This is a genomic window from Acetobacteroides hydrogenigenes (genome assembly GCF_004340205.1).
GTDB classification, from domain to species: Bacteria; Bacteroidota; Bacteroidia; order Bacteroidales; family ZOR0009; genus Acetobacteroides; species Acetobacteroides hydrogenigenes.
In genome coordinates, this window is sequence record NZ_SLWB01000009.1 from 123,672 (window position 1) to 150,661 (window position 26,990).

A 26,990-nucleotide genomic window follows, 5' to 3' on the forward strand; every position below is an offset into this window, starting at 1 on the left:
TTTTATGAAAAAGAACATTTTCTTGCTTCTGATGGTAGCGCTGCTAAGCCTACCAGCGCTGGCACAGCAAATGCCACCGCTACCTACCGACCCCAAGGTACGCGTAGGGAAGCTAGATAACGGCCTAACCTACTACATCCGCCACAACGCAGAGCCAAAGGGACAGGCAGACTTCTACATTGCCCAAAAGGTGGGCTCCATACTCGAAGAGGAGAACCAACGCGGGTTGGCGCACTTCCTAGAGCACATGGCCTTTAACGGCTCAAAGAATTTCCCAGGGAAAAAGATGATTAACTACCTGGAAACAATCGGCGTTAAGTTCGGCGCAAACTTAAATGCAGGTACCGGATTCGACCAAACCGTTTACAATATTGCCAATGCACCTGTAACACGCGAAGGCGTTGTTGACAGCTGCCTACTTATCCTTCACGATTGGTCGAGCTTCATTTCGCTAGAGGATAAGGAAATCGACAACGAGCGTGGCGTTATCCACGAGGAGTGGAGAACCCGCACCAACGCTCAAATGCGCATTTTCGACCAGATGCTTCCTACCCTATTCGAAGGAAGCCAGTATGCCAATAGAATGCCAATTGGCACCATGGAGGTTATTGACAACTTTAAGTATCAGGAGCTAAAGGACTACTACCACAAGTGGTACCGTCCCGACCTTCAAGGCCTTGTTATTGTTGGTGACATCGACGTAGATAAGGTAGAGGCTAAGATTAAGGCTATGTTTGCCGATATCGCAAAGCCGGTAAACCCTGCCGAGCGCACCCAATTCTTGGTTAAGGATAACGACTCTCCTATTGTGAGCATTGCAACCGACCCAGAAGCTACCAATACCCAGATCATGCTCTTCTTTAAGCGCGACCAAATGCCTAAGGAGCTTCGCCCAACGGCAGCAAATCTGGTTAACTACTACCTATGCCAAGTATCACAAAAGATGCTGAACGACCGCTTTGGGGAGATTGCCCAAAAGCCAAATTCTCCATTTGTTTATGCACAGGGAGATAACGGAAATTTCTTTATTGCAAATACAAAAGATGCGTTCACCATCTACGGAGCTAGCTCGGAGGGCAAAGCAATGAATGCGCTAACGGCAATAGCTACCGAATCGGAACGCGTACGCAAATTTGGCTTCACCGCAAGCGAGTACGAAAGAGCAAAGAGCGATTTCCTTCGCCAAGTAGAGAACCAGTTTAAGGATCGCGAAAAGCAAAAGAATGGCTACTACGTAAACCAGTACTTGGAGAACTTCCTTAACGATACCCCAATTGCCGGAATCGAAACCGAATACCAAATATTCCAACAAGTAGCAAAAATGCTTCCTGTAGAGCAGGTTAACAAGTTTGCTGCCGAGATGATTGGAGAAAAGAACGTTGCAATTGCAATTAGCGGTCCTAAAAAGGATGGCTTAACCTATCCAACTACCGATGAGGTAATCGCAGCATTCAACAAAGCTCGTTCAGAAAACATCACCGCTTACGTAGACAAGGTTTCAAACGAACCGCTTATCAAAGAGCTTCCAAAAGCCGGAAAGGTAGTTAAGGAAGAGAAGGGCAGCAAGTTTGGCGAAACCATTTGGACCCTTTCGAACGGGGCTAAGGTGTTGGTAAAGAAGACCGACTTTAAGGAGGATGAGATTATCTTCACCGCAACCTCTAAGGGAGGATCATCGCTGGTTGACGACAATGATGCAATCAACATTAAAGCGCTTAACGAGGTTATCTCGGTAGGTGGCGTTGGTAACTTTAGCGCTACCGATCTTCCAAAAATACTTGCCGGCAAGAAAGCAAGCGTAGAGGCTTCGGTTGGCAACGATAGCGAAAGCCTAAACGGCCAATGCTCGCCAAAAGATATAGAATCGATGATGCAGCTTACCTACCTAACCGTTGCAGCACCACGCGTAGATAACGAAGCATTCCAATCGTATATCGAACGTGCAAAGGCAATGCTAGCAAATAGGGAAGCGCACCCAATGACCGCTTTCAGCGACTCGCTAACCTCTGCAATGTACGGAAATCACCCTCGTGCACAGCGCCTAACCGCTGCCATGATGGACAAGGTTAACTATGCGCGTATCATGGAGATCTACAAGCAACGCTTTGCCAACATGGGCGACTTCACCTTTACCTTCGTAGGTAATGTAGACATGAACACCCTTAAGCCAATGGTTGAGCAGTACATCGCATCGCTACCGGGCAATCCTAAGAAGGAGAACTTCCGCGACGTGAAGATGTATACCCGCAAGGGAGAGTACAAGAACCAATTCGAAAAGGAGATGAAAACTCCTAAAGCTACGGTCTTCACCATGTATACCGGCAAGCTCGACTACACTATCGAGAATAGAATTAAGATGAGCATGCTCGACCAGATTATGGATATTGTTTACACCAAAACAATCCGCGAGGATGAGGGTGGAACCTACGGCGTTGACGTAAGAGGAAGCGTTGATAACTATCCATACGGATCTTTCTCGCTATATGTTATGTTCGATACCGATCCTAAGCAAATCGACAAGCTGCTTGCCAAGGTTAAGCAAGGATTAGACGAAATCGTTAAGAGCGGTCCAGCCGAGGAAAGCCTTAATAAGGTTAAGGAGTACATGCTAAAGAACTACGGCGAAGCTCAACGCAGCAACAGCCACTGGTTAAACGCAATTGACGCATACTATACCTGGGGAATCGACCGCCAAAACGGTTTCGATGCCAAGATTAAGGCCATTACTGTAAATGACATCAAGGAATTCACCGCAAAGCTTCTTGCTCAGAAGAACGAAGTTGATGTGATTATGAAGGGCGTTGAGAAAAAGTAGAAAGAAAATCCATATATTTTTATAAAACTATACAAAGTTTATTAGGGCAGACCCTGGCGGTAGAAATACCGTCAGGGTTTTTTACGTTTAGGATACCGCTTCCTCCCAAAAGCAATGCACTGCTCAAAAAAATAACAAAAGCAAGGCTTTGAGTAAAAAAAACAATATATTTACCCTATCGCATTTTGGTAAAACTATAGCTTCTTATGGATAAAAATCTGCTCATACGGGTACGGGTTCTTAACGTGATTATTGCGCTGCTGCTCATCTTTTCTTTTTCGGATGGTTTTATTCAAGGATTTAGCGAGGGCTGGCACTCGGCCGAGACCAGCGAGAAAAAGAACGTTTCCATCGACCTATTCTTTGTTTCGCTGCATCCAACAACCGATCTTAAGGAGATCCAAGCCACAACCAACAACGGCTCGGAGGCATTTGTCACCATCTCGGAGGCAAGCGTTGCCCTACACAACAGCCCAATGCCCATAAGCAAAATAGTTACCGATGCGGTGGTGGTACTCCTAGCGCTCGTAATCATTATATGGATGATTGTGCTCATCTGGAGGATTACCAACTCGCTCAGCCGGGGAAGTTTGCTCACCGTCGAAAATATACTACGCTTTAGATCTATTGGAATACTTCTGATTGCAAAAGAGCTGCTATACATTGCCATGCAGTATATCGATCTTCACTACCTGAAATCGGTTATGCAGGTAAAAGGGTACGAAATGGTTGCCGATATATCGTACACCCAAATTATAGTTGGGCTAATAATGCTGGTATTTGCGGAGATTCTGGTTGTGGCCAACCGAATGCGCGAAGAACAGGAGCTAACCATTTAGCCATGCCAATAGTTGTAAACCTAGATGTTATTATGGCTAAGCGAAAGATATCGCTTGGCGACCTAGCCGAAAAGGTTGGCATAACACAGGCAAACCTTTCCATTCTTAAAACGGGTAAGGCTAAAGCTATTCGCTTTAGCACCCTAGAGGCACTTTGCAAGGTGCTCGACTGCCAACCGGCAGATATCCTAGAATATCAATCTGAGTAATTAAATAGCCTTTATTATTAACTAACAAGCTTTCTTATGAAAAAAATCACCTTGTTTTTCTTACTGGTAGCGTTACTCAGCCTACCGGTACTGGCACAACAGATGCCGCCTCTACCTACCGATCCAAAGGTACGTGTAGGCAAGCTAGACAACGGCCTAACCTACTACATCCGTCACAATGCGGAGCCAAAAGGACAGGCAGACTTCTACATTGCTCAAAAGGTGGGCTCCATTCTCGAAGAGGAAAACCAACGAGGATTAGCGCACTTCCTAGAGCACATGGCCTTCAACGGCTCAAAGAACTTTCCCGGTAAAAGCATGCTTAACTACCTCGAAAAAATTGGGGTTAAGTTCGGCGCAAACCTAAATGCCTATACCGCGTACGACCAAACCGTTTACAATATTACAAACGTACCTGTTAGCAGGGAAAGCATTGTAGACAGCTGTATGCTTGTCCTTCACGACTGGTCGAGCTTCATATCTCTAGAGGATAAGGAAATCGACAACGAGCGCGGGGTTATCCGCGAGGAGTGGAGAACCCGTACCAATGCACAGATGCGCATGTTCGAGCAGATGCTACCCGAAATATTTGCCGGTAGCCAGTACGCCAACCGTCTGCCAATTGGTCTTATTGATGTAATCAACACCTTCAAGTACCAAGAGCTGAAGGACTACTACAAGAAATGGTATCGTCCAGACCTTCAGGGCATCGTTATTGTAGGCGACATCGACGTTGATAAGGTTGAGGCAAAGCTAAAGACCATGTTCGCCGATATCGCAAAACCCGTTAACCCTGCCGAGCGTACCATATACCCCGTAATGGACAACGATGCGCCTATCGTAAGCATCGCCACCGACCCCGAGGCTACCCAAACCACAATTAGGGTATTCTACAAGCGCGATCTAATGCCTAAGGAGTTCCGTCCAACAGCAGCAAGCCTGGTTAATAGCTACATGAGCAACGTTGTACAAAGCATGCTCTACGACCGCTTGGAGGAAATCAGACAAAAAGCTAACGCTCCATTTGCCTATGCCGGATGTGGCGATGGAAACTTCTTTGTTTCCAATACCAAGAATGCCTTCTCGACATACGCAGTTGCCAAGGAGGGCACCGTAAATGCCGCCCTTTCCGTTGTTAGCAACGAGACCGAGCGCGTACGCAAATTCGGATTCACCCCAACCGAATACGAGAGAGCAAAGGCAAACTTCCTAAACTACATGGAGAATGAGTTTAAGAACCGCGAGAAGCAAAAGAACGACTACTACGTAAACAAGTATATTGATAGCTTCCTAGAGGAGACTCCAATCCCTGGAATCGACACAGAATACCAGCTTTACCAACAAATAGCCAAGGCCATTCCTGTTGAGCAGATCAACAAGTTTGCAGCAGAGATTATCGGCGAAAAGAACGTTGTAATTGCCATTAATGGTCCTAAAAAGGATGGCTTAACCTACCCAACCAAAGAAGAGGCAGTAAGCATCTTTAACAAGGCCCGTACCGAGAACGTAACTGCTTACGTCGACAAGGTTTCGAACGAGCCACTTATTGCTAGCCTTCCTAAGCCAGGTAAGATAACCAAGGAAGAGACCGGAACCAAGTTTGGCGAAACCATTTGGACCCTTTCGAACGGTGCTAAGGTATTCGTAAAGAAGACCGACTTCAAGGAGGATGAGATTATATTTACCGCAACCTCAAAAGGGGGCAACTCGCTGATTGACGATAAGGATGCCATCAACATTAAAGCGATCAACTCGGTAATATCGCTTGGCGGATTGGCCAACTTTAGCGCTACCGATCTTCCTAAGATGCTTGCAGGAAAGAAAGCAGGCGCCTACGCATCAATAGGAACAAAAACCGAGAGCCTAAACGGCTACTGCGCTCCAAAAGACCTAGAGGCCATGATGCAGCTTCTCTACCTAACCGTAACCGCTCCTCGTATGGATAACGAAGCATTCCAGTCGTACGTTAGCCGTACCAAGTCGATGCTTATCAACAGGGAAGCCGAGCCAATGACGGCCTTTAGCGACTCTATAACCGCAGCCGTTTACGGCAAGAGCCCTCGCGCACAGCGCATGAAAGCCGATATGGTAGACAAGGTAGACTACAACCGCATCATGGAGATCTACAAGCAGCGTTTTGCCAACATGGGCGACTTCACCTTTACCTTCGTGGGCAACTTCGACGTAAACACGCTTAAGCCAATGGTTGAGCAGTACATTGCATCGCTTCCAGGCAACGCCAAGAAGGAAGACTTCCGCGATGTGAAGATGTATCCACGCAAGGGCGAGTATAAAAACATCTTCGAAAAGGAAATGAAGACGCCAAAAGCTAGCGTATTCAACCTTTATACCGGTAAAATAGACTTTACCATCGACAACAAGATAATGATGAGCATGCTCGACCAAATCATGGACATTGTTTACACCAAAACAATCCGCGAAGAAGAGGGCGGCACCTACGGCGTATCTACCAACGGAAGCATAGACAACTACCCATACGGTAACTTCTCCTTCAACATCTACTTCGACACCGATCCAAAGCTTATCGACAAGCTCCTTGCAAAAATTAAGCAGGGCTTAGACGAAATTGCAGCACAAGGACCAAGCGAAGAGAACCTCAACAAGGTGAAGGAGTACATGCTGAAGAGCTACACCGAGGCGCAGCGCAGCAACCGCCATTGGATGAATGCCATCGACAACTACTACACCTGGAACATTGACGGCCAAAATGGCTACGATGCCAAAATTAAGGCCATAACCACTGCCGATATCAAGAACTTTGCGGCAAAGCTATTCACCCAAAAGAACATGGTTGATGTAATCATGAAAGGTGTAGAAAAAAAGTAGGATATTAGTTACTTTTCATACAATTAATTAGGAGAAGCCCCGACCGTAGAGATACCCTCGGGGCTTTACATTTCTACTTTTACGGGCAAAAAGGAGGTAGTTCGTAAAAAGTGCTATTTTTGGTGGATTGAAATCGTAAAAAGCATGAACAAACTCAGAAAAGCCATTACAGAAGATTGGACTGCCGTAATATCCGGCTTCGCAATCATTGGAATTACGCTTCTTTTCGAACGTATTATGCCATCGCTTCTTGGCGAAGGCGTTGTATCAAAGATCAACACCATCATCCCCAAGCTACCCGTATTTTACAGCTCGAAGGAGCAGTGGTTTGCAGCCGACTTTTTCGACAAGTTTTTTACCACCAACAACTTTTACAGCCTTATCTACTTCTGCCTTTTCTTCATGCTGTTTGCCTTTTTGGCTCCTTGGATAATGCAGAAGCAAAAGAGAAAGTTTGTGCTTTCGTTTCTTGTGGTATTCGTGCTGGCCATAATAGCCCAAGTCTTTGCGGCGCACACCACCATGAAGTCGCTTAGCCTCGAAACCGTATTCTTTTCGGTAATAATCGGTCTGGTAATCGGAAACCTATTTAAGCTTCCGGAATGGATGAAGCCGGCCATTCAGAGCGAATACTACATTAAGATTGGCCTAATAATGCTCGGCACCACCGTCCTCTTCAACAGCATCATGAAAGCGGGCTCGCTAGGCATGATTCAGGCGCTGGTTGTCGTTATGAGCGTTTGGTATATGGCCTTTTGGATATCCCGAAAGATGAAAATCGACAGCGAGACCTCCATCCTACTTGCCAGCAGCGTTTCGATATGTGGCGTCTCTGCGGCGATTGCCACCAACGGAGCAATAAACGGCGACAACAAAAAGCTATCCTACGTAATCTCGCTGGTGCTGGTTGTGGCTATCCCCATGATGCTCTTTATGCCCTACCTTGCCCAATGGCTTGGCCTATCGCAGGAGGTTGCCGGAGCATGGATTGGCGGAACCATCGACACAACAGGTGCGGTAGTAGCATCGGGAACCATTATTGGCGACAAGGCTAAGGATGTTGCCGTAATCATTAAATCGGCACAAAACGTACTGCTGGGCGTTGCCGCCTTTGCCATCTCCATCTACTGGTCGTACTCCAACCAAAGCGTTTCGGTAGAGAAGCCAACCGCTAAGGTTATCTGGCAGCGCTTCCCTAAGTTTGTTATCGGCTTTATCATAGCCTCGCTGCTATTCTCGTTCGTCCTCTCGGCCGACACCGTTGCCAAGGTGGGCAGCACCATTAAGGGATACCAAACCATTTGGTTTAGCTTGGCCTTTGTGTGCATTGGTTTAGAAACCCGATTTGCCGACGTATTTACCCAGGAAAACCGCAAGCCATTCTACGCATTCCTGCTAGCCCAATTCGTTAACGTGATAATTACGCTGATTGTAGCCTACGTGCTATTTAACAGCGTTACCCTATAACGCATATCGAGCAAGATTATGGAACAAGTTTTTGAGCTGGAGATGCAGGTGCGCGACTACGAGTGCGACCTACAGGGAATTGTAAACAACGCCGTTTACCAGAACTACCTAGAGCACTGTAGGCACAAGTTTCTACACGAAATTGGGCTCAACTTTGCGCAGCTGCACAACGATGGTATCGATGCTGTTGTAATACGGGTAGAGATGGACTACAAGCAGTCGCTCCGCCCCGACGACCATTTTATTGTTAGGCTAACCATGCGCAAGGAGGGCAACCTTCGTTTTGTCTTCAACCAGGACATCGTAAAAAAAGACGATGGCAAGTTGGCCATTAAGGCAAAGGTTTTTGCGGTGCTCACCAAGAATGGCCGACCTATTGCCCCCTCCATCGTAGAGGAGGCTTTGCGGGCGAAAGGCTATAGCTTCGAGTAGCAAATAGTATAGAACAAAAAAAGGTGAGCACTGCTGCTCACCTTTTTTCGTTTATAGTTGGTTTCCACATCGTCGTTCGTACAAATCCTTCTGCTTTAGCAATAACCTAAAGCGCTACACATCGTACAGCTGGCCGTTTTCGTACATAAGGATTAGCCTATTCAGGTACTTATCATCGCCTTCGGCATCGAAGCTCGACTTGAGGTTCGAGCCAAAAAGCCTTGCCAGCGACTGCCAGCAGAATGCCGAGAACGATCCCCGAAGCTCCTTTACGATGCTGTAGGATGTTCGCCCAGTTTCCCTATCGATTAGCTTTAGCAGCAATCGGCCCTGCGAAATGGTAAGGCGCTTTAGCGGCTCTTCGAACTCGTCACGAAGCCTCTTCTCGGCCTCCTTGATGTACTTTTCGCGATCCTTCTTGCCCTTAATCTTGGCAACATCGGCCTCCATGCTCATCAGCATATTACGGGCCATTATGGCGTAGGGGTAAACCTTCTTTAGGTTGTACACCAGCCGACGATACTTGGCCTCGTCGCGCGGCTTTTTAAACTTATGCCAAGGGAAAACGTATATCTTGCTTATCGTAAAGTTATTCAGCGTATCGCCCTCTACCACCACCTTGTTGGGTATGGTAAACGGATCTTGCGCAAGCGATTGCTTTACGCATAGCACCATTGCCACTAGCAGCACTATACAAACGAATCTTTTTACCATAGCACTTTGTTTACGCCATCTTACTACAAAATGTTGCAAAGGTAAGAATAAGCCTTAGATCCGTTGTAAAAATAGCAATTGTTAAGTAATTTGGGGCTCACCGTAAGGCAAACTCCATCTAACAACAAAAAGCATCATGGATAAGAATAAGCGAAAGTACTCCAACGATGAGATAACCGTGTACTGGCGCCCAACGGAATGCGTACATGCCTCCATCTGCTTCACCGAGCTGCTATCGGTGTTCAACCCGCAAAAGCGGCCTTGGGTTAACATGAGCGGTGCTTCTACCGAGGCCATTATCGATATCGTGAACCGCTGCCCAACCCGCGCCCTTACCTTTAGCTGGAACGATGGGGCAAAGAACGACACCGAGACCTCGGAAAAGGTTGAGAAGGACATGAAGGGCATCCAACAGGAGTTTGCCGGGGTAAAGCACGAGGATAAGCCCGCCGAGGTTAAGGTTATGCGCAACGGACCACTGCTGATTACGGGTTCATTTAGAATGATAGGCCCCGATGGCAACGAGATGAAACGCCTACAGATGGCCTCGATCTGCCGCTGCGGCCAAAGCGGAAGCCTCCCCTTCTGCGATGGCAGCCACTTTAAGGCAGGGTTCGAGGGTTGAGGCGAGGGAGCAGCAAGTGGTGATAATGTCTTAACCTACCCCTACCTCCCGCCTTTGCGGGAGGATAATGCGCCTCTATTAGGCAATAGTAGGAAGTACACATCCTTAGCCAAACAGTAATGCCCCAAGTACCTCAAGCAAATCTAATATCTAACGTCTAAAGTCTAATATCTCATGGAAGATCAAAAGAAAACCGCCGAACCAGCCGCCACCGTTACCATAACCGGAAGGGGGCCCATTCACATCGAAGGCCGATTCGAGCTTATAGATGCCAGCGGAGCCAAGCTCGCTGTAGAAAACAACCTGATTAAGATTTGCGGCTGTGGCCGCTCGCAGAACATGCCGCTCTGCGACGGGACGCATAAGAAGTAGCCTGATCACCTACATTGATATAAACATAAGCAAGCTCGTTAAAAGCAGATCGAATCATAAGCTAAGGTCGCCAAGGGCGTATTCCCCTCCTTTTCAAGGAGGGGAGTCTCACCAAATCCACCTCCCGCCATCCATCTAAAGCATATAATCCGTATCTTTCGGATCACGTAAACCTAACCTAACCATATGCGTCATTTTTTCAGAGGGCTTAGCTTGGCTTTTCGCGGCTATGGCCGATCGCTTAGCGTTATCTCGGCCTGCGGGCTAAGCTGGGTATTCATCTTTCCGGCTCTTATCCTTGTGCTCAACCTATTTTTGGGCGGCAGCCTAGCCACCCAGCTAACCAACCTGGCCACCGACTGGGTTCGCGAGGCCATCCCCTTCTCGATCGGCGACAGCTGGCTGGCCAGCTCGGTACGCACGCTGGCGGCCTTCTTCGTATGGCTGTCGCTCTTCTTCATCATGGTGTACGTTGGGGGCACCCTGCTGCTGATCCTCCTATCGCCCGTGCTGGCCTACGTATCGGAGAAGGTAGACGGCCACCTAACGGGCCGCGACTACCCCTTTCGCTTGGGCGAGTTCCTGAGCGATATCCTGCGCGGCATCCGCATAGCCCTACGTAACCTCACGGTAGAGGTAGGCATCACCGTTGCATCGTTCTTTGTGGGGCTGATACCCCTCGTTGGATTTCTGGTGCCACCCTTCCTGTTTGTCGTTGCGGCCTACTTCTACGGCTTCGCGTTTATGGACTACACGCTGGAGCGGCACCGCTACACCGTTCGCCAGAGCATTGCCGCGGTGGGGCACCACAAGGGCACGGCCATCGGCCTAGGCTCGGTGTACATGCTGCTTACCACCATCCCCTTTATCGGCTTTGCGCTGGCCGGGTTCGTGTCGATCCTCTCGGTGGCGGCCGCCACCATTGCGGCTACTGAGATCGTAGAAAAGAGCGAGCCATAAAATTTATCTATTTTCTATTAATTAGCTTTTATGTGCTCCATAATATGCCATATTTAGCAACATCTGCTAATTTTGATGTCGTTATGTTATTTTTATTAACTAAAAATTATTTTAACGATGACCAACAAAGTAAGTGCCGAGGTTACCGAGGCAATGATGGCCGAGTTTAAGAAGGACATGGAGGCCATTAAGGCCAAGTATCCTTGGCTGATTAGCTTAACGGAAGAAGAGCGCAACAGCGGACTTCGCATTGGTGACAAAACCTACACCTTCGTTTCTAAAGTAGTTGAGTACGTTGATTCACATCCCGAATACCTACCCAGCTACATTAATGTTGCCGAGTTAAAGAAGGACTTTAAGCTATGGAACGATCTTTACACCATGCTAAGATTGAACACCCTTCTTTCTAATGCCATTACCGATACCGCCATTCAGGCAGGTAACGAGGCTATGGAGGCTGCGCTATCGTACTACAGTTCGGTTAAGGAAGCCGCCAAACGCGGTGCCCCTGGTGCTCAAACTATTTACGATGAGCTAAGAGCCCGTTTTGCTGGACGTCCTGTAAAAAAAGAAGCCGCAAAATAGTAAAGGCTTAGGGCTCCTTCACACGATGTACAAAGAGGTTCAGAAGAACCTCTTTTGCTATTTCCCCCTGATACGGAAGTATAAAGAAATACCTTCAATGGTACTTTTTAATACTTTGAAAGTACTTAAAAGTCCCTTCAAAGTATTAAAAGATATTTTGAAGAGACTAATTAGGAGTTAGAAAGTAGATAAAAGTACTTTCTAACTATTTAAAAATACTTTTACGCGACCTTTTAATAGTTCGAAACTATTTAAAAGTAGTTTGAAACTACTAATTAGTCGGTAAGAACTATAAAAAGATAGTTTCTAGGTACTTTTTTATAGTTTGAAACGACTTTTTTCTCGGTTTTTGAGTGGTCTTAAACATATCATACTATTAAATATCAACCCAATACATCATTACATAGAGTAAACTCAGAATTAAAATTATTAGGACAAAAAGAATCCTATTTTAGTTTTATAACTATTTTTGAGAGGTCTTCAAGCAAGTAAACTAAGATTAGTTTATAACAGAACTATTAACTGCAAACTAATTACAATAGTTTTCAATTGATGATATTACAAATTGAATCACGAGTTCTTACTGTGAACCCAAAAAGTAAAGAATAGTTTCTTTTAGAAAACTGACATTTATGAATTTTATAGATTTATTTTCAGGAGCCGGCGGACTATCAGAAGGTTTTATACGTGCTGGTTTTACCCCTATTGCTCACGTGGAAATAGATAAGGCTGCATGTAACACTTTAAGGACAAGGGCTGCATTCCACTACTTTAGAAGAGAAAACAATTTAACACCGTATATCAATTATCTGAAGAATAAGATAACAAGAACAGAACTTTATGCATTAGTACCCCAAATAGAAATAGAATCTGTTATAAATACACCTATTGGCAATGATACAAATCGAACAATCTTCGAAAGAATAGATAACCTAAGAGAAGCAAAAAATCAAGCGGAGATCGACCTCATAGTCGGTGGACCTCCATGCCAAGCCTATTCTGTGGCAGGAAGATCAAGAGACGAGAACAAAATGGTTGGCGACTCAAGAAACTTCTTATTTGTTGAGTATGCTAAATATTTAGAGTACTATCACCCCCGATTTTTTGTTTTTGAAAATGTTATTGGCTTACGTTCAGCCAAAACGCCAAAAGGAGTTCGATACCTTGATATGATGCTAGCGCTTTTTGCAGAAAAAGGATATCGAGCAGAGTATCGTGTTTTAGAGGCAAAGGATTTTGGAGTACTACAGAATAGGCGCAGAATTATCATTATTGGGAAAAGAAATGGAGAAGAGGGCTTCTACCCAGAATTCGAAAAGATTAATCTAGACGTAACCGTATCCGAAATATTTAAAGACCTTCCCGAGCTAGATGCTGGCGCAGGCAGCTTCTTTGAAACCAAGTATAAGCCCTATAACGGGAACTACCTATTCGATGCCCATATACGAAATGGCTTAGACTTTACTACACTACATATAGCAAGGCCCAATGCGGAACAGGATAAGGAGATCTATAAAATTGCCGTTCAGAAATGGAATAAGAATCATGAGAGATTAAACTATAATGATTTACCAAGCTATTTAAAGTCGCATAATAATGTAAAGTCTTTTACCGATAGGTTTAAGGTAGTTGCTGGCGACCTTAACCATTCACAGACCATTGTTGCCCATATATGTAAAGATGGGCATTACTATATTCACCCAGACATTAAGCAAAACAGATCGATAACACCACGAGAAGCAGCACGTCTCCAATCTTTCCCCGACGATTACTACTTTGAAGGTGTTACGGAAAAACCAAGTAGGACTGCTGCATTTAAACAAATAGGAAATGCTGTTCCCCCTCTAATGGCAGAAAAAATTGCAACAAAAATAATAGACCTATTATGAATGACGACACTTTAGTACTAAAATTTGACCCTAACACTATTGAACACCTAGGCATTTCCCTTTATTCAAAACTACCAAGTGTACTTTCCGAACTAGTATCTAATTCATGGGATGCAGATGCGGATAATATTAAAATTGATTTCATTGATAAAGGAAACACCAAAGAAATATCATATTCAGATGATGGAGAAGGGATGCTATATGAAGAACTTCAAAATAAATATTTAGTTATTGGTAGAAACCGTAGAAAATCAACTGATTCAGAACTAACTAAAAAAGGACGCAAGGTTATAGGAAAAAAAGGCCTTGGGAAGTTATCTGTTTTTGGGATTTGCAATATTATTGAAGTAATTTCAATAAAAGATGGTTTAAAAAACCATTTTATTATGAACATCTCGGAAATTAGAAAAAGCAAAGAACAATCATACTCTCCACAAATAATAGTAAAAAACGAAGCAACTGACGAGAACAATGGAACAACATTATTACTCAAAGAGATAAAAAGAAAATCATCATTTGAATTAGATAAAATTGCTTTAGGTCTATCAAAAAAGTTTTTAATATTTGATAGAATGAACACCGATTTCTATTTCAATGGAGAATTAAACACCACTATTACAAATGAATTAAAGTTTAAAGAATTAAACATTCAATTTGAATGGAAATTTCCCGACGATAAATACGATAATAATTATGAATATTGGAACAATGTAAATGGACATATATATACATTAGAAACACCTGTAAAAGATACTGAAATGAGAGGTATATTTTTAACCTCTAGAGGTAAGATAGTAAATATTGCAGAATTTTATGGAGCGAGAGATAACGATCAATTTCACAGTTATGTTACTGGATACTTAGAAGTTGATTTCATCGATGAATTTGACGAAGATGTGATCTCAACTGATCGTCATTCGCTAAATTGGGAACATGAAAAAACAAAAGACCTGCAAGATTACATACAAAAAGTAATTAAAAAAATTGGTTCTGAATGGAAAATTAAAAGAGCCAATATAAAAAGAGAATCTATAAAAGACACTAAAGATTTAGACATTCAAGAATGGCAAAATAAACTACCATCATATGAAAGAGATTTAAGCAATAAAATAATTTATCCAATCCTTGAAAATTCAAATATTGATATTGACGAATCAAGCCAGATAATTGGAAATGTAATTGACAAATTCGACAATAAAACATTTAAAGATTACGCTTCAAAAATTGCAGAAATTTCAAGACCAGAAGATATACCAAATTTACTAAATCTAATGGACGAATGGAAATCAATCGAATCAAAGCAATTTAGAGATTTGGCATATTCTCGAATTGAGGTAATCAAACAATTTGAAGAATACATAGATACAGACACCAATGAAGTCCCAACATTACATAACTTTTTAAAAAAATTTTCATGGCTTTTAGACCCTAGAATACTGGAATTTAAAGATGAAGTAAAATATTCCAAACTACTAAAAGAATCCTACCCTGATGAATCTCTCGATGAAAAAGATCGAAGAATTGACTTTTTATGCAGTAACGCTTTAGGTGAAATTCTTTATGTTATAGAAATAAAAAGAAGCACTTACAAAGTAGATGAAAAAGCACTAGAACAAGCGTACGAATATGGAGCTTTTTTAAAAGAAAAATATGCTTCTCATACTGGCTTTTCAAGAGTTGTGTGTTACATTGTGGGTGGTTCAAAAAAATCTGAAGATTTCAAATTTAGATCAAAAGAAAAAACTTATTTTCAATCAGGGGAAGTTTTTGTAAAGACATATATAGAACTATTAGAACAATCAAAAGAATATCATAAGGAATTTATTGAAGCATATAAAATTTACAACAGTTAAAACAATTATGCACTGCATAGTATAACCTACATTGTTGTGAATTAAACTTGCCATATTTTCATCGCCATCAGATATAAGAATCAAAAATAAAAAATGCCGCCCCATACACAGGTCGGCATTTCTATTTTTCATTTTTCACTTTTCGTTTTTCATCCTACTCCACCCACTCGTCCGAGTCGAACTCCTCGTCCTCGTCGTTGCGGTACTTGTTCTTCTTCTTGGTCTCCTTTTGGGTTAGCCCCTCCACGATGATGACGATTTCGCCCTTTACCTCCTTAGCGCTGAAGTGGGCGATGAGCTCGGCCAAGGTTCCGCGGGCGTTCTCCTCGTAGAGCTTGGTGAGCTCTCGCGATACGGAGGCCTTGCGGTCGGGGCCCATGAACTCGGCCAGCTGGGTGAGCGTCTTTACCAGGCGGTGGGGCGACTCGTAGAAGACAATGGTGCGATCCTCGGTAGCCATCTTCTCGAGCCGGGTTTGGCGGCCCTTCTTCTGGGGTAGGAATCCCTCGAACACGAACTTATCGCAGGGCAGACCGCTGTTTACCAGCGCGGGCACAAAGGCCGTTGCGCCGGGCAGGCACTCCACATCGATGTCGCGCTCTAGGCAGGTGCGCACCAGCAGAAAGCCAGGATCGGAGATGCCCGGCGTACCGGCATCCGAAATCAGGGCAACCGACTGTCCGGCACCGATAAGGTCGGCTACCATATCGACGGTTTTGTGCTCGTTAAACTTATGGTGGCTCTGCAGCTTTGCCTGTATGCTGAAGTGCTTAAGCAGGATGGCCGACTTGCGGGTATCCTCGGCAAGTATTACGTTGACGCTTTTCAGCACGTTGATGGCCCGCAGGGTCATATCCTCGAGATTGCCAATGGGCGTTGGAACAATGTAGAGCTTAGACATGAAATGGTTCCGATTTTTAGATATTAGATGCTAGACGTTAGATTTAGACGGCATCCCTGTCAGAGTTTAAAATTCTGACAGGAGTAGCTCTCGACAGCATCGATGCTTTTTACATCGGCAGCTTTTAAAACCCACCCCTGCCCATCCAAGGGAGGTGATAATCTACGTTGAATGATCGTTGTAGCGATTCTTCCGTCTAACTCCGGTTTAACTTCCGAATAAATTCCGTTTAACTTCTACCTAGACGAACTTCCTCTGTAGCAAATCTACGAGCAGGTTGGCGGCCTCCGACGAGGCATCCCAGCTATGGTTCTCCTGGATGTAGATTAGGGCCTGGTCGAGCGATTCGAGCCCGTTGAGCTTGGCGATGGTATCCTCATAGGCATGGGCATCACCCTTAAAGAGCTCCTTAATGAGGAAGAACTTATCGTTAAAGCTGATGGCCTTTCGGAGATCGGCAATGTGGTTGTGCTGGAGCTTCGAGGCCAAATCAGCTTGCCTATTTGTCGATATTACCTCGTTTAGGAAGGTTCGTTGCCCCTCAAACTTATCGGCAAGACGCTGGTCGGCCTTATGATGCTTCTCTTCCACCTTTTGGGGCTCTACGGCAGGGGCAGGCTTATGCTCCACCTCCGCCACCGGCTTTTCCTCCTCAAGGGGTAGCAGCTCAAAGTCGAACTTCATTTCTGCGGCCTTTGCGCTGCTGTTTATGGCTCCGGCAAGGCTCGATATCGATTCAAGAATTGGGATGGCCTCTTCGGTGGTAAGCCTAGGCTGCTCCTCCACCTCCTTTGTGCGCCCGGCCAGCGGCTGAAAGTCTGGCACCACCAGCCCCTCCAAATCCGAAGATGGCTGAGGTTTAACGGCAGGGGCAGGCGCAGCCTTTTGGGGCTCCTCGTCCTGTATCTCGTAAAAAACACCCCTAAGGTTGGTGCTGCTCGAGGCCACGCTAGATTCGTGGCTTGCCGTAAAGTTATCAACAGGTGCTGTCGAAATATTTTTAAGCTGAGCGTAAAGCGCCTTGAGCTTATCTAAGGCAATTTCTCGCTCAATATCTGGAATTTGACGGTTACTCTCCCATTCGGTCACAAGCTCAACGAGCTGCTTTAGCTCGGATGAAATTGTTGGTAAGTTCTTCGGTGTATGTGCCATTAATTCGATAAAAAGGACTAAAAAATAATACTTTTGTAAATGTAGTCATATTAAATGCATTCATAGAATATGTTTCTGGAAAAATCGTTAAACGGTAGGGCATCAAAAGGTTGGATAGAGGTTGTTTGTGGCTCCATGTTCTCGGGTAAGACCGAGGAGCTTATCCGCAGGCTAAAGCGAGCACAGTTTGCCAACCAGCGCGTAGAGATCTTCAAGCCGGAGGTTGACGTCCGCTACTCCACCAACGAGGTCGTATCGCACGATTCGAACGCCATCCGCTCTACCCCTGTATCGAACTCGGGCAACATCCTCCTCCTTTGCGGCGATGTTGATGTTGTAGGCATCGACGAGGCTCAATTCTTCGATATGGGGCTTGTAGATGTTTGCAACAGCCTCGCCAACCAAGGCATCCGCGTAATAGTTGCCGGGCTGGACATGGACTACAAGGGAAATCCCTTTGGGCCAATCCCCGCGCTAATGGCAACGGCAGAATATGTCACAAAAGTTCATGCCGTTTGCATGAAATGCGGTAACTTAGCTCAGTATTCGCATAGAACCGTTGTAAACGACAAGCTGGTGGTTTTGGGCGAAAAAGACTCCTACGAGCCGCTCTGCCGCTCCTGCTTCAACAAGGCAAACAACGATTCGAAGCAGTAAGACGTTAGATATTTGACATTAGATGGTCGACGTTAGATGGTCAACACAGAGGCACGGAGATACAGAGGTCACAGAGTTCTTTCATCACAAAATTAACGCTGCATAATTCATCAGCAACTACTCGACTTCTCCAACTTCTTTAGTTCCCAAATTCTTCCGTTTAACTTCGGTATAGTTTCCGTCTATTCCCGTTTAGCTTCTAGCCATATAGAGATTAAACGCTTGCAGAACATAATCGTGATACTTGTGCCGTGATACTTGATACGAAACGCTTGTATCCCGACACTTGATACTAAGAACGCCATGCAAAATTACACGTTAAAGGATATCGCCCTTGCCGTTAGCGGCAAGCTAATGGGCAATCCGGATGTCAGCGTAAGCCATCTTATCATAGATAGCCGAAGCGCAGCATCTCCCAACGATTCCATCTTCTTTGCCATTCAGGGCATTCACCACGATGGGCATAAGTTTATTGCAGATCTTTACCAAAAGGGTATCCGCAGCTTTGTGGCCGTACAGAAGGCGCTCCCCGACTTCAGCAAGTTTGCCGATGCCAACTTCATCTTTGTCGAAAATACGCTAGATGCTCTGCAGTCGCTAGCCGCTTTCCACCGTAGGCGCTTTAGCTACCCCGTGGTAGGCATTACCGGCAGTAACGGCAAAACGGTGGTAAAGGAGTGGGCCACGCAGCTAATGCATGGCGAGAAGAAGGTTGTACGCAGCCCGCGCAGCTACAACTCGCAGGTAGGCGTTCCGCTCTCGGTATGGCTTATGAGCCCCGAAAACGATGTGGCCATCTTCGAGGCAGGCATATCCAAACCCTCCGAGATGCACCGCCTTGAGCATATACTGATTCCTGACATCGGCATCATCACCAACATCGGCGCTGCACATCAGGAGAACTTCAACACGCTACGGCAGAAGCTCCAGGAAAAGATGATCCTCTTCGAGCACTCTAAGGTAATTATCTACCAAATCGACAATAGCCTTATCAACGAGGAGGTGCACAACATTCCACTAAAAGGAAAGCAGCTATTCACCTGGGGAACATCAAAGGATGCGTCGCTCACCATTTTAAAGAAGGAGGTTGCAGCGCATACAATGCTAACTCTTAGCTACGCGCAAGAGACCTTCACTGCAGAAATACCTTTTACCGATGACGCCTCGGTGGAAAATGCCATGCACAGCATCTCGCTGCTGCTCGTTCTTGGCTTTACTCCAGAGTTAATCGAGGAACGCGTAAAGAAGCTCATTCCTGTAGCCATGCGCCTCGAGCAAAAGGAGGGTATAAACAACTGTACCATCATCAACGACAGCTACAACTCCGACATCAGCTCGCTAACCATCGCGCTAAACCTGCTCAACAACCAGAAGTTTAGCAAGCGAACGCTTATACTTTCGGATATCTTCCAGAGCGGCAAGAGCAACCAGGAACTCTACAGCGAGGTAGCTAGGCTGGTTAAAGAAAAGCAGGTTGACAAGATCATCGGCATCGGGACCGCCATTAGCGCAAACGAGGCGCAATTTACGGGTATTGAGAAGCGCTTCTTCACCAGCACCGACGATTTTCTGCACTCCTACCACAAGGAGGATTTTGCCAACGAGGCGATCCTTTTAAAAGGAAGCCGTAGCTTCCAGTTCGAGCGCATATCGCGCCAGCTCGAGCGCCAAATTCACCAAACAGTACTAGAGATCAACCTCAATGCGCTGGTGAATAACCTTAACTACTTCCGCTCGCTGGTTAAGCCTACCACCAAGTTTGTGGCTATGGTTAAGGCATTCTCGTACGGCAGCGGCTTCTACGAGATTGCCAGCATGCTACAGTACCAACGGGTCGATTACCTTGCCGTAGCCTTTGCCGACGAGGGTGTGGAGCTACGCGAGGCGGGCATCACCATGCCAATCATCGTGCTTAACGCCGAACCCGGCTCGTTCGACCTCATGATTAGCTATAACCTAGAGCCTGAGATATACAGCAAAACTGCCCTCACCCGCTTTAGGGATGCAGCTGTCAGGGCTGGCGTAACCTGCTACCCAATCCACGTAAAGCTCGACACCGGAATGCACCGATTGGGCTTCATCGAAGAAGACATCGACGAGCTAATTGCCTTCCTAAAGGATGACGAGCAGCTTAAGATATCGAGCATCTTCTCGCACCTTGCCGCAAGCGACGAGGCTATTCACGATGACTTCACCAACCAGCAGATTTCCCTCTTTAGCCGGCTCTCATCTCGAATAATCGATAAGCTGGGGTACCATATCAACCGCCATATCCTCAACTCGGCAGGTATAGAACGATTCCCAAGCGCAGAGTTCGATATGGTACGATTAGGGATTGGACTTTACGGAGTAAGTGCAGCCAACCAGCCAAAGCTCGAAATGGTAAGCACCCTACGCTCTACAATTGTTCAAACTAAGGACATCCCCCCACACGAATCGGTAGGTTACGGACGAAAGGGCAAAGTGGAAACGCCCAAGCGCATTGCCACCATTCCAATTGGATACGCTGATGGCTTAAACAGAAGGCTCAGCAACGGTGTCGGAAAGATAATGGTGAAAGGGAAGCTGGCTCCAATTATCGGTAATATCTGCATGGACACCTGCATGATCGACATTACAGATATTGACGCTCACGAAGGAGATGAGGTCACTATTTTCGGAGAGAATCCAACTATAATGGATATAGCATCGTGGATAGGAACCATCCCCTACGAAATACTCACAGGAATATCAAGGCGCGTTAAGCGCATCTACATTCAGGAATAAAAATAAAGAGGCCTCCTTAAGGAGGCCTCTTTATTTTTTATCCTAAATCGCTAATTCGTTCCAGCTTTTTCAAATCCAGAATCTTTATCCGACGCCCATCGAGATGGATGATATCCTCGGCAGCAAAGCTAGATAAGGTTCGGATGGCATTTGAAGTTGTCATATTCGAGAGACTCGCCAAATCTTCACGCGAAAGGTAAACCTTAAGCGTACCTCCGTCATCCTCGAATCCATACGTCTGCTTCAGGAACACCAACGACTCGGCAAGGCGACCACGAATATGTTTCTGAGTCAACGTAACCGTTCGATTGTTAGAGAAGCCCAACTCCGAAGCAACTACCTTAAGCAGCGCAAGCGTCAGTTCGATATTCGAACGCATAATCTTGTAAAGCGTAACCTTGTCGATAACGCAAATCACGCTTTCCTCGATGGCCTGAACAGAGGAGATATAGTTTTCGTCGGCAAAAAGCGCACGATAACCAATCATGCTATATGGCTTTGCCATTCGGATAATTTGCTCACGCCCTCCAACGCCTTCCTTAAAGAGCTTTACCTTTCCAGCAACCAAAACAATGAGACCCGTAGGCTTATCACCCTCCTTAAAAATAAGCTCGCTCTTCTTGAAGCGATGCCAAGTCGTATGGGCCTTTATCTCCTCCTTGTCTTCATCAGAAAGATGGGTAAAAACGCCATAGACATTCTCGATATAAGCACTGGGGTCAATTTCGTGATGTCTCATGTTCAAACCTAACTTTAAACCTTAAAACCCGTTAGTAACTTTAAGCAGACATTGCCCTATGGCTCACTGCAAAGGCAATTTTTTCTTAAAAATCTGCTGTAAAACATTATTTTGGCCCAATATTAGCAAAGAAACATCTCATAAAAAACTAAAAATCAACATTTAGTTCATTTTAACATACACTAAATCTTGTAAAATTCTTTTTGTCTCAAGAAACAGAGCGATAGGCAAGGAGTATCTCTACTTTAGGGCATTTTATGGAGCAATATGTAGAAGATATTCAGGGATTTTATTTCTTTGCGCCAAAATTAGTGCCACAAAATGACACCAGAGCTTTTATCAATACTAGCGAGAGCAAAAGACAACCAAAATAGGATTAAAGATTTTTTCAGCAAGCTCAAGTCCAAAAAGGTAAAAAATTTAGACAAACTTTTTCACGACATCCACGAAGAGGTTTTTGAGGAGGTAAACTGCCTAGATTGCGCCGGATGCTGCTCTACCATTAGCCCAATAATTACCGATAACGATATATCGCGAATGGCAAAGCACCTTCGCATGAAGCCATCGCAAGTTGTGGAGCAGCACCTCTACCTCGACAACGACAACGACTACGTTTACCAACAAGCGCCATGTCCTTTCCTTATGTCGGATAACTACTGCTGCATCTACGAGTCACGCCCACGCGCGTGCCGAGAGTACCCGCATACCGACAGGGTAAACATGCACCAGATTTTGAACCTGACCTATAAAAATGTATTTGTATGCCCAGCGGTTGCCCTAATGGTAGAACGTCTGCAACAAAGGCTAGTACTTTAGCCCATCAGATTTCAGAAGGGCAATAATCCATACCCCAAACGATACGCCAATGTAAAGAAGGATTACCATTGGTAGCGCATATAGCCTAAAGAAAGCCAACAGCAGAATTGAGGCCGCGATAAAACCATACTTAAGGGCATTATCCCTAAGGGAAAAGTTCTTAAACTTTAGTGCAAACATGGGCATTTCGCAAACCAAAAGATAGGCCGAGATAACCGACACAAACAATAATGTCATCGGATGAAGTATGATGCCCTGAATACCTGGATTGGCTGCATTTTCGGATATAAAGCCTAGCGACATTATGAAGATTGCATTGGCCGGAGTAGGCAAGCCAATAAACGAGGTAGTCTGACGGGTATCAACATTGAACTTAGCCAAACGAATTGCCGAGAAAACCGCAACAAGCAACGGTACTGCAAGGAAGAAGTAGGTCCAGAAACCAAAGCCAACAACGTTGCGGTAAACAAATATCTTGGTAAGCGGAGGTATTTCGTTGCTAGAGAACGTTTCGAAGAAACCGAGGAAAACATCATTTGGCATCAACGAGCTAGCCATAAGCTGCAGCAGTATAAAGCATGGAGCAACACCAAAGCTCACCACATCAGCTAGCGAATCGAGCTCTTTCCCAATTTCCGAATGAACCTTCAGCGCTCGGGCCACCATCCCATCAAAGAAATCAAAAACTGCCGCAATCAGTATAAAGTAGCCAGCGTACGAAAGCATTCCATGAAATGCAAGTCCAATTGCGATACATCCCGAGATAAGATTAAACGACGTAAAGCTATTTGGTATATTCTTAATCAAACCCGATTGGTTCATTATAATAGTGTGTTGCTTAGGGGAGCAAAAGTAAATTAAATTCCTTATGCGCGTTCTGAAACCCTTATATCGAACTTTGACGAACCTTAAAAATTAGATTATTTAACTATGCCATACCCCATTTAGCGTCACTCGTAGCATCTAGGAGCAAGTATATGCGAAAAATGGCATCTGCCTTTAGCAAATGTTACAAGACATTTTGCCAAAGCCCCCCTCAAAAGGTATCGGTAAGAACTTTTTGTGGAATTTACCAAACATACTACCTTTACCCTACCTAACAGAACCACCATCGCGCATACAATGTACAGGATTGCAGTAGATTTTGATGGAACAATCGTCGAAAACAAGTACCCCAAAATAGGGAAACCGCTACCATTTGCCTTCGAAACGCTAAAGGCATTCCAGAAGAAAGGATGCGTCCTAATACTGTGGACATGCCGAGAAGGTGAGCTGCTCGACGAGGCAGTTGAGTTTTGTAGGCGAAATGGGGTAGAATTCTACGCCGTAAACCAAAATCATCCCGAAGAGGCCGGCGTTACCGAATGGTCCCGAAAGGTTGATGCACGGTACTACATCGACGACAGAGGCATCCCCCCATTTCAGGGCTGGGGAGAGACATTCCAAATGATCTTTCCCGACGAAGTAGCACCCATAAAGAGAAAACGATTTTTCCTATTTTAGACCAATGACCAGCAAATACCAACCCATGGTTTACGCAGCGCTGATATCGCTCTTGCTTGTAGCCTGCAGCGGAGAATCCAAAAAGGAGGAAGCTTCTGCCAGCGAAACAGAAATCAAAGCAGTTCCCCAAATTGAAGTAGCCCGCTACAAAGATGGCGACATGGTAAAGGAGGGAGACGCAATCAAGCTCAGCTTTACCCTTCCCAAAGAGGCTGAAAACCCAGACTCCATTGTGCTAACGCTAAACGAAAAGCCCTTCCAGAAAGGCCTTCAGACCTCGGCAACGATTGCCACCAACGGCTTGAAGATGGGCCGCCAGCGCATCGTGATTGAGGCCTACAAAGGAGGAACGGTTGCTGCCGAAAGATACCTCTCCCTAAACATTAAGTCGGCCATTAAGCCTGCCAGCTACCGCTACACCGTGGTTGCCACCTACCCTCACGACACCCGCGCCTACACGCAAGGCTTGGCCTTCGACGGAAACACGCTCTACGAGGGAACGGGCCAACGCGGTATTTCGGATCTGCGTATTGTCGATCTTAAAAGTGGACAAGTGGTAAAGAACGCCCCCCTACCCGATCAGGTATTTGGCGAGGGCATTGCCATCCTAGGCGACAAGATCTACCAGCTTTCGTGGCAGGAGCAGCGCGGATTTATCTACAAGAAGGGCACACTTGAGCGAATTGGCGAGTTTACCTATGCCGGAGAGGGATGGGGCTTGACCACCGACGGAAAGGTGCTCTACCAAAGCGATGGCACCAGGGCCATTCGCATAGTTGATCCGGCAAACCTTACCGAAAAAGGCCGCATTGAGGTATACGACAACGTTGGTGCCGTAGAGTACATTAACGAGCTGGAGTACATCGACGGCGAGCTGTGGGCCAACATCTACCAAGCGGATAAGGTTGCCCGTATAGACCCAGAGACCGGGAAAGTGTTGGGATATATCGACTTTAGCAACCTACTTTCTAGGGAGGATTACTCGGAAACCACAGACGTTCTTAACGGCATTGCCTACCACAAGGCCACCGGCAAGGTATACGTTACGGGGAAGAACTGGCCGAAGCTGTTTGAGGTAAAGGTGGTGAAGAAGTAACGTATCACAACGCACGATACACGTATCATGTATCATGTATCAAGACACAAGATATTAGACACTAGACTTTAGAGGCTAGGTTTGGTAGAAGAGCACAAGGTCGCAGGTGCCGGAGCAGGGGTTTGGGGAGACACCCGACAAATGCTTTGGCACCTGCGCTTTTTATACGCCTACCGATGATAGCCTTATAGCGTCACGTCTCCTTTTCTAAAGTCGAACATCCTCTATATGGGCAACATTCTACTACTAAAAGAACGCATACTCCTACTTATAAAACAACATCACGTAGTAAAAAATATTTGCTGCTTCATAAAAAACCGGCATCGCCTTGTGGAAAACCAACACCACCTTCTTGTAAAAATCTTCCACTTAGCTATAAGCATCCAGTGACTTGTAAAAGATGGTAATCGATTGGTTATAAAATATCACCTACCTGTTAAGGACATCTATCGAATAGTTATAAATATATATCGGCTGGTTATAAAGCACTATCTGCTTATTAAAAACCATACTATCCTTCTTATTCGATTTCTGCTACTACTAAAGGATACGCGCACGCCGATACGGGATGACATCTGCCTAGAGAGAACCATAGGGGCAAAACTTGGGGATGCCATCCGCCTACTAGTGGAGGCTGGTGCGGAATTTTTGTACCGCCAGCTACAACCTATCAAACTATTTTATAGATTAGAGCATTAGAAATGCGCGGTCTCCTTTGGGCTAGCTCTAGCGGCAGAGGGAGCCACGGCTAAACGAACCACCCTAAAAACGATACGCTATGCTTTACCTAAATCTGAAAAGAATTTTTACGGCTGCGGGGGTGCGCCAACCCCGAAAGTTTCTCGCCCAGATGGGCTACAAGGACACAACCATTCACCGGATTATATTTCAGACGGCACGAATTGTGCGGCTTCAGGAGCTGGAGCGCATGTGCCTGAAGTTTGGATGCACGCCCAACGACCTGCTGGAGTGGGTTCCCAGCGCTGCGGATGCCGAGCGGGATGTTCCGCTACAGCAGCTGCGCATGAAGGAGGAGCTGTTCATCGACGATATGGTGATGAAGCTGAGCTACGACGAGCAGCTGGAGCTGAAGGAGATTATCAAGGAGCGGTTTGGGAAGAAGCAGGAGAAGGGGGTGGCTTTGGCGAAGGAGGAGTAGGAGTGCTGCTCCTAGCCTTCAGGCTAAGCCAAAATCTAAAGAATAAACGCCCAATAGCAGCACGTTATTCTCCCGCTTGGGCGGGTGGGTTTGTTCGTCTATATCAACATTTTTCACTTCATCTAGCGTCCTTAACCCACCCTACCCCTACCGTGCAATGTCGTTAAGTTAAGAGATTCGCTCAATCAAGGCTGTCATTGGCTACGCCGAACTCGCGTTGCTCGGTTCCGGGCTTGTCCCGGAATCTAAACTAGAATCCAATAGATTCTAAAAAAAGGCCCTTCGGGCAGTCTTTAGATCCCGTGACAAGCACGGGATGACACTCCGAGGAAAAGTTTTTCCTTAACTTAACGGCATTGCCCCTCCCGAGGAGGGGATAAACTGCCTTGATTATGCATTTAAGCGTTGAACAAAATCCTTAGTTTGACGGCTATGGGCGCTGCCTTAGGCTAGTATATGCTGCCACTTCGTGGCGAAAGAAGAATACATGGGGCTTAGCCTCGTATGTTTGCAGCACAGGAATGGCCAGTGAAATTTACCATGATTCGGTAAGTTTGCGACCATTAATCAGAAAAGAAGACGTGAGAATAGCAA

At 45.6% G+C, this 26,990-nt stretch carries 23 protein-coding genes; 18 read left to right on the forward strand and 5 right to left on the reverse strand.

Annotated elements, in window-relative coordinates:
- Nucleotides 1-4 precede the first annotated feature (4 nt).
- From CLV25_RS10365 to CLV25_RS10390, 6 genes are all read left to right on the forward strand, one after another.
- The gene (locus tag CLV25_RS10365) at nt 5-2,815 is read left to right on the forward strand and encodes a M16 family metallopeptidase (protein WP_131839579.1); all 2,811 of its coding nucleotides are present in this window, start codon (nt 5-7) and stop codon (nt 2,813-2,815) included.
- Nucleotides 2,816-3,021: 206 nt separating this feature from the next.
- On the forward strand, nt 3,022-3,654 hold the full coding sequence (locus CLV25_RS10370; protein ID WP_131839580.1) for a DUF2975 domain-containing protein: 633 nt from the start codon (nt 3,022-3,024) through the stop codon (nt 3,652-3,654).
- Between the two features lie 2 nt (nt 3,655-3,656).
- The gene (locus CLV25_RS10375; protein ID WP_131839581.1) at nt 3,657-3,863 is read left to right on the forward strand and encodes a helix-turn-helix domain-containing protein; all 207 of its coding nucleotides are present in this window, start codon (nt 3,657-3,659) and stop codon (nt 3,861-3,863) included.
- A 36-nt stretch (nt 3,864-3,899) separates the two neighbouring features.
- A complete protein-coding gene (locus CLV25_RS10380; RefSeq protein WP_131839582.1) occupies nt 3,900-6,710 on the forward strand; it encodes a M16 family metallopeptidase in 2,811 nt (936 codons plus the stop codon).
- A gap of 144 nt (nt 6,711-6,854) precedes the next feature.
- Nucleotides 6,855-8,177: a YeiH family protein gene (locus CLV25_RS10385; protein WP_131839583.1), complete on the forward strand. Its 1,323-nt coding sequence runs from the start codon at nt 6,855-6,857 to the stop codon at nt 8,175-8,177.
- Between the two features lie 18 nt (nt 8,178-8,195).
- Nucleotides 8,196-8,609: an acyl-CoA thioesterase gene (locus tag CLV25_RS10390; RefSeq protein ID WP_131839584.1), complete on the forward strand. Its 414-nt coding sequence runs from the start codon at nt 8,196-8,198 to the stop codon at nt 8,607-8,609.
- A gap of 114 nt (nt 8,610-8,723) precedes the next feature.
- Here CLV25_RS10390 and CLV25_RS10395 read toward each other — a convergent pair whose 3' ends face one another.
- Nucleotides 8,724-9,323, reverse strand: a complete 600-nt coding sequence (locus CLV25_RS10395; protein ID WP_131839585.1) for a DUF4294 domain-containing protein — start codon at nt 9,321-9,323, stop codon at nt 8,724-8,726.
- Between the two features lie 136 nt (nt 9,324-9,459).
- Here CLV25_RS10395 and CLV25_RS10400 point away from each other — a divergent pair, with 136 nt between their 5' ends.
- From CLV25_RS10400 to CLV25_RS10425, 6 genes are all read left to right on the forward strand, one after another.
- Nucleotides 9,460-9,948 (forward strand): (4Fe-4S)-binding protein, encoded by a 489-nt coding sequence (locus CLV25_RS10400; protein ID WP_131839586.1) that lies wholly within the window; start codon nt 9,460-9,462, stop codon nt 9,946-9,948.
- 174 nt (nt 9,949-10,122) lie between these two features.
- Complete coding sequence (locus CLV25_RS10405) at nt 10,123-10,320, forward strand: CDGSH iron-sulfur domain-containing protein (RefSeq protein ID WP_131839587.1); 198 nt, start codon at nt 10,123-10,125, stop codon at nt 10,318-10,320.
- Nucleotides 10,321-10,506: 186 nt separating this feature from the next.
- Nucleotides 10,507-11,280 (forward strand): EI24 domain-containing protein, encoded by a 774-nt coding sequence (locus tag CLV25_RS10410; RefSeq protein ID WP_131839588.1) that lies wholly within the window; start codon nt 10,507-10,509, stop codon nt 11,278-11,280.
- A 117-nt stretch (nt 11,281-11,397) separates the two neighbouring features.
- The gene (locus tag CLV25_RS10415; protein ID WP_131839589.1) at nt 11,398-11,865 is read left to right on the forward strand and encodes a hypothetical protein; all 468 of its coding nucleotides are present in this window, start codon (nt 11,398-11,400) and stop codon (nt 11,863-11,865) included.
- A gap of 632 nt (nt 11,866-12,497) precedes the next feature.
- Entirely contained in the window at nt 12,498-13,754 is a 1,257-nt protein-coding gene (locus CLV25_RS10420; RefSeq protein WP_131839590.1) for a DNA cytosine methyltransferase, read from the forward strand.
- A complete protein-coding gene (locus CLV25_RS10425) occupies nt 13,751-15,607 on the forward strand; it encodes an ATP-binding protein (protein ID WP_131839591.1) in 1,857 nt (618 codons plus the stop codon). The genes CLV25_RS10420 and CLV25_RS10425 overlap by 4 nt, the downstream gene beginning before the upstream one ends.
- A 154-nt stretch (nt 15,608-15,761) precedes the next feature.
- Here the strand turns inward: CLV25_RS10425 and rsmI are convergent, their stop codons facing one another.
- Both rsmI and CLV25_RS10435 read right to left on the reverse strand, forming a co-directional pair.
- Nucleotides 15,762-16,508 carry a 16S rRNA (cytidine(1402)-2'-O)-methyltransferase gene (rsmI, locus tag CLV25_RS10430; protein ID WP_131839592.1) on the reverse strand — a complete coding sequence of 249 codons (747 nt, stop codon included), beginning with the start codon at nt 16,506-16,508 and terminating at the stop codon, nt 15,762-15,764.
- 240 nt (nt 16,509-16,748) lie between these two features.
- Nucleotides 16,749-17,660, reverse strand: a complete 912-nt coding sequence (locus CLV25_RS10435) for a hypothetical protein (protein WP_131839593.1) — start codon at nt 17,658-17,660, stop codon at nt 16,749-16,751.
- A 69-nt stretch (nt 17,661-17,729) separates the two neighbouring features.
- On the opposite strand from CLV25_RS10435, the gene CLV25_RS10440 reads away from it, so the two are divergent.
- Together CLV25_RS10440 and CLV25_RS10445 are read left to right on the forward strand one after the other, a co-directional pair.
- Nucleotides 17,730-18,317 carry a thymidine kinase gene (locus CLV25_RS10440; protein WP_131839594.1) on the forward strand — a complete coding sequence of 196 codons (588 nt, stop codon included), beginning with the start codon at nt 17,730-17,732 and terminating at the stop codon, nt 18,315-18,317.
- 303 nt (nt 18,318-18,620) lie between these two features.
- Entirely contained in the window at nt 18,621-21,083 is a 2,463-nt protein-coding gene (locus tag CLV25_RS10445) for a bifunctional UDP-N-acetylmuramoyl-tripeptide:D-alanyl-D-alanine ligase/alanine racemase (protein WP_131839595.1), read from the forward strand.
- Between the two features lie 37 nt (nt 21,084-21,120).
- Here the strand turns inward: CLV25_RS10445 and CLV25_RS10450 are convergent, their stop codons facing one another.
- Nucleotides 21,121-21,822, reverse strand: a complete 702-nt coding sequence (locus CLV25_RS10450) for a Crp/Fnr family transcriptional regulator (RefSeq protein ID WP_131839596.1) — start codon at nt 21,820-21,822, stop codon at nt 21,121-21,123.
- A gap of 321 nt (nt 21,823-22,143) precedes the next feature.
- Between CLV25_RS10450 and CLV25_RS10455 the strand changes: the two genes are divergently transcribed.
- Nucleotides 22,144-22,638 carry a YkgJ family cysteine cluster protein gene (locus tag CLV25_RS10455; RefSeq protein WP_131839597.1) on the forward strand — a complete coding sequence of 165 codons (495 nt, stop codon included), beginning with the start codon at nt 22,144-22,146 and terminating at the stop codon, nt 22,636-22,638.
- Here the strand turns inward: CLV25_RS10455 and CLV25_RS10460 are convergent.
- A complete protein-coding gene (locus CLV25_RS10460; protein ID WP_165877060.1) occupies nt 22,627-23,460 on the reverse strand; it encodes a CDP-alcohol phosphatidyltransferase family protein in 834 nt (277 codons plus the stop codon). The genes CLV25_RS10455 and CLV25_RS10460 overlap by 12 nt on opposite strands.
- Nucleotides 23,461-23,700: 240 nt before the next feature.
- On the opposite strand from CLV25_RS10460, the gene CLV25_RS10465 reads away from it, so the two are divergent.
- The 3 genes from CLV25_RS10465 (at nt 23,701) to CLV25_RS10475 (ending at nt 26,396) form a co-directional block, all read left to right on the forward strand.
- Nucleotides 23,701-24,141, forward strand: coding sequence for a hypothetical protein (locus CLV25_RS10465; RefSeq protein ID WP_317129320.1), 441 nt, complete (start codon nt 23,701-23,703; stop codon nt 24,139-24,141).
- A 4-nt stretch (nt 24,142-24,145) separates the two neighbouring features.
- Nucleotides 24,146-25,237 carry a glutaminyl-peptide cyclotransferase gene (locus CLV25_RS10470; RefSeq protein ID WP_131839598.1) on the forward strand — a complete coding sequence of 364 codons (1,092 nt, stop codon included), beginning with the start codon at nt 24,146-24,148 and terminating at the stop codon, nt 25,235-25,237.
- A 778-nt stretch (nt 25,238-26,015) separates the two neighbouring features.
- Nucleotides 26,016-26,396: a helix-turn-helix domain-containing protein gene (locus tag CLV25_RS10475; RefSeq protein WP_131839599.1), complete on the forward strand. Its 381-nt coding sequence runs from the start codon at nt 26,016-26,018 to the stop codon at nt 26,394-26,396.
- Nucleotides 26,397-26,990 lie beyond the last annotated feature (594 nt).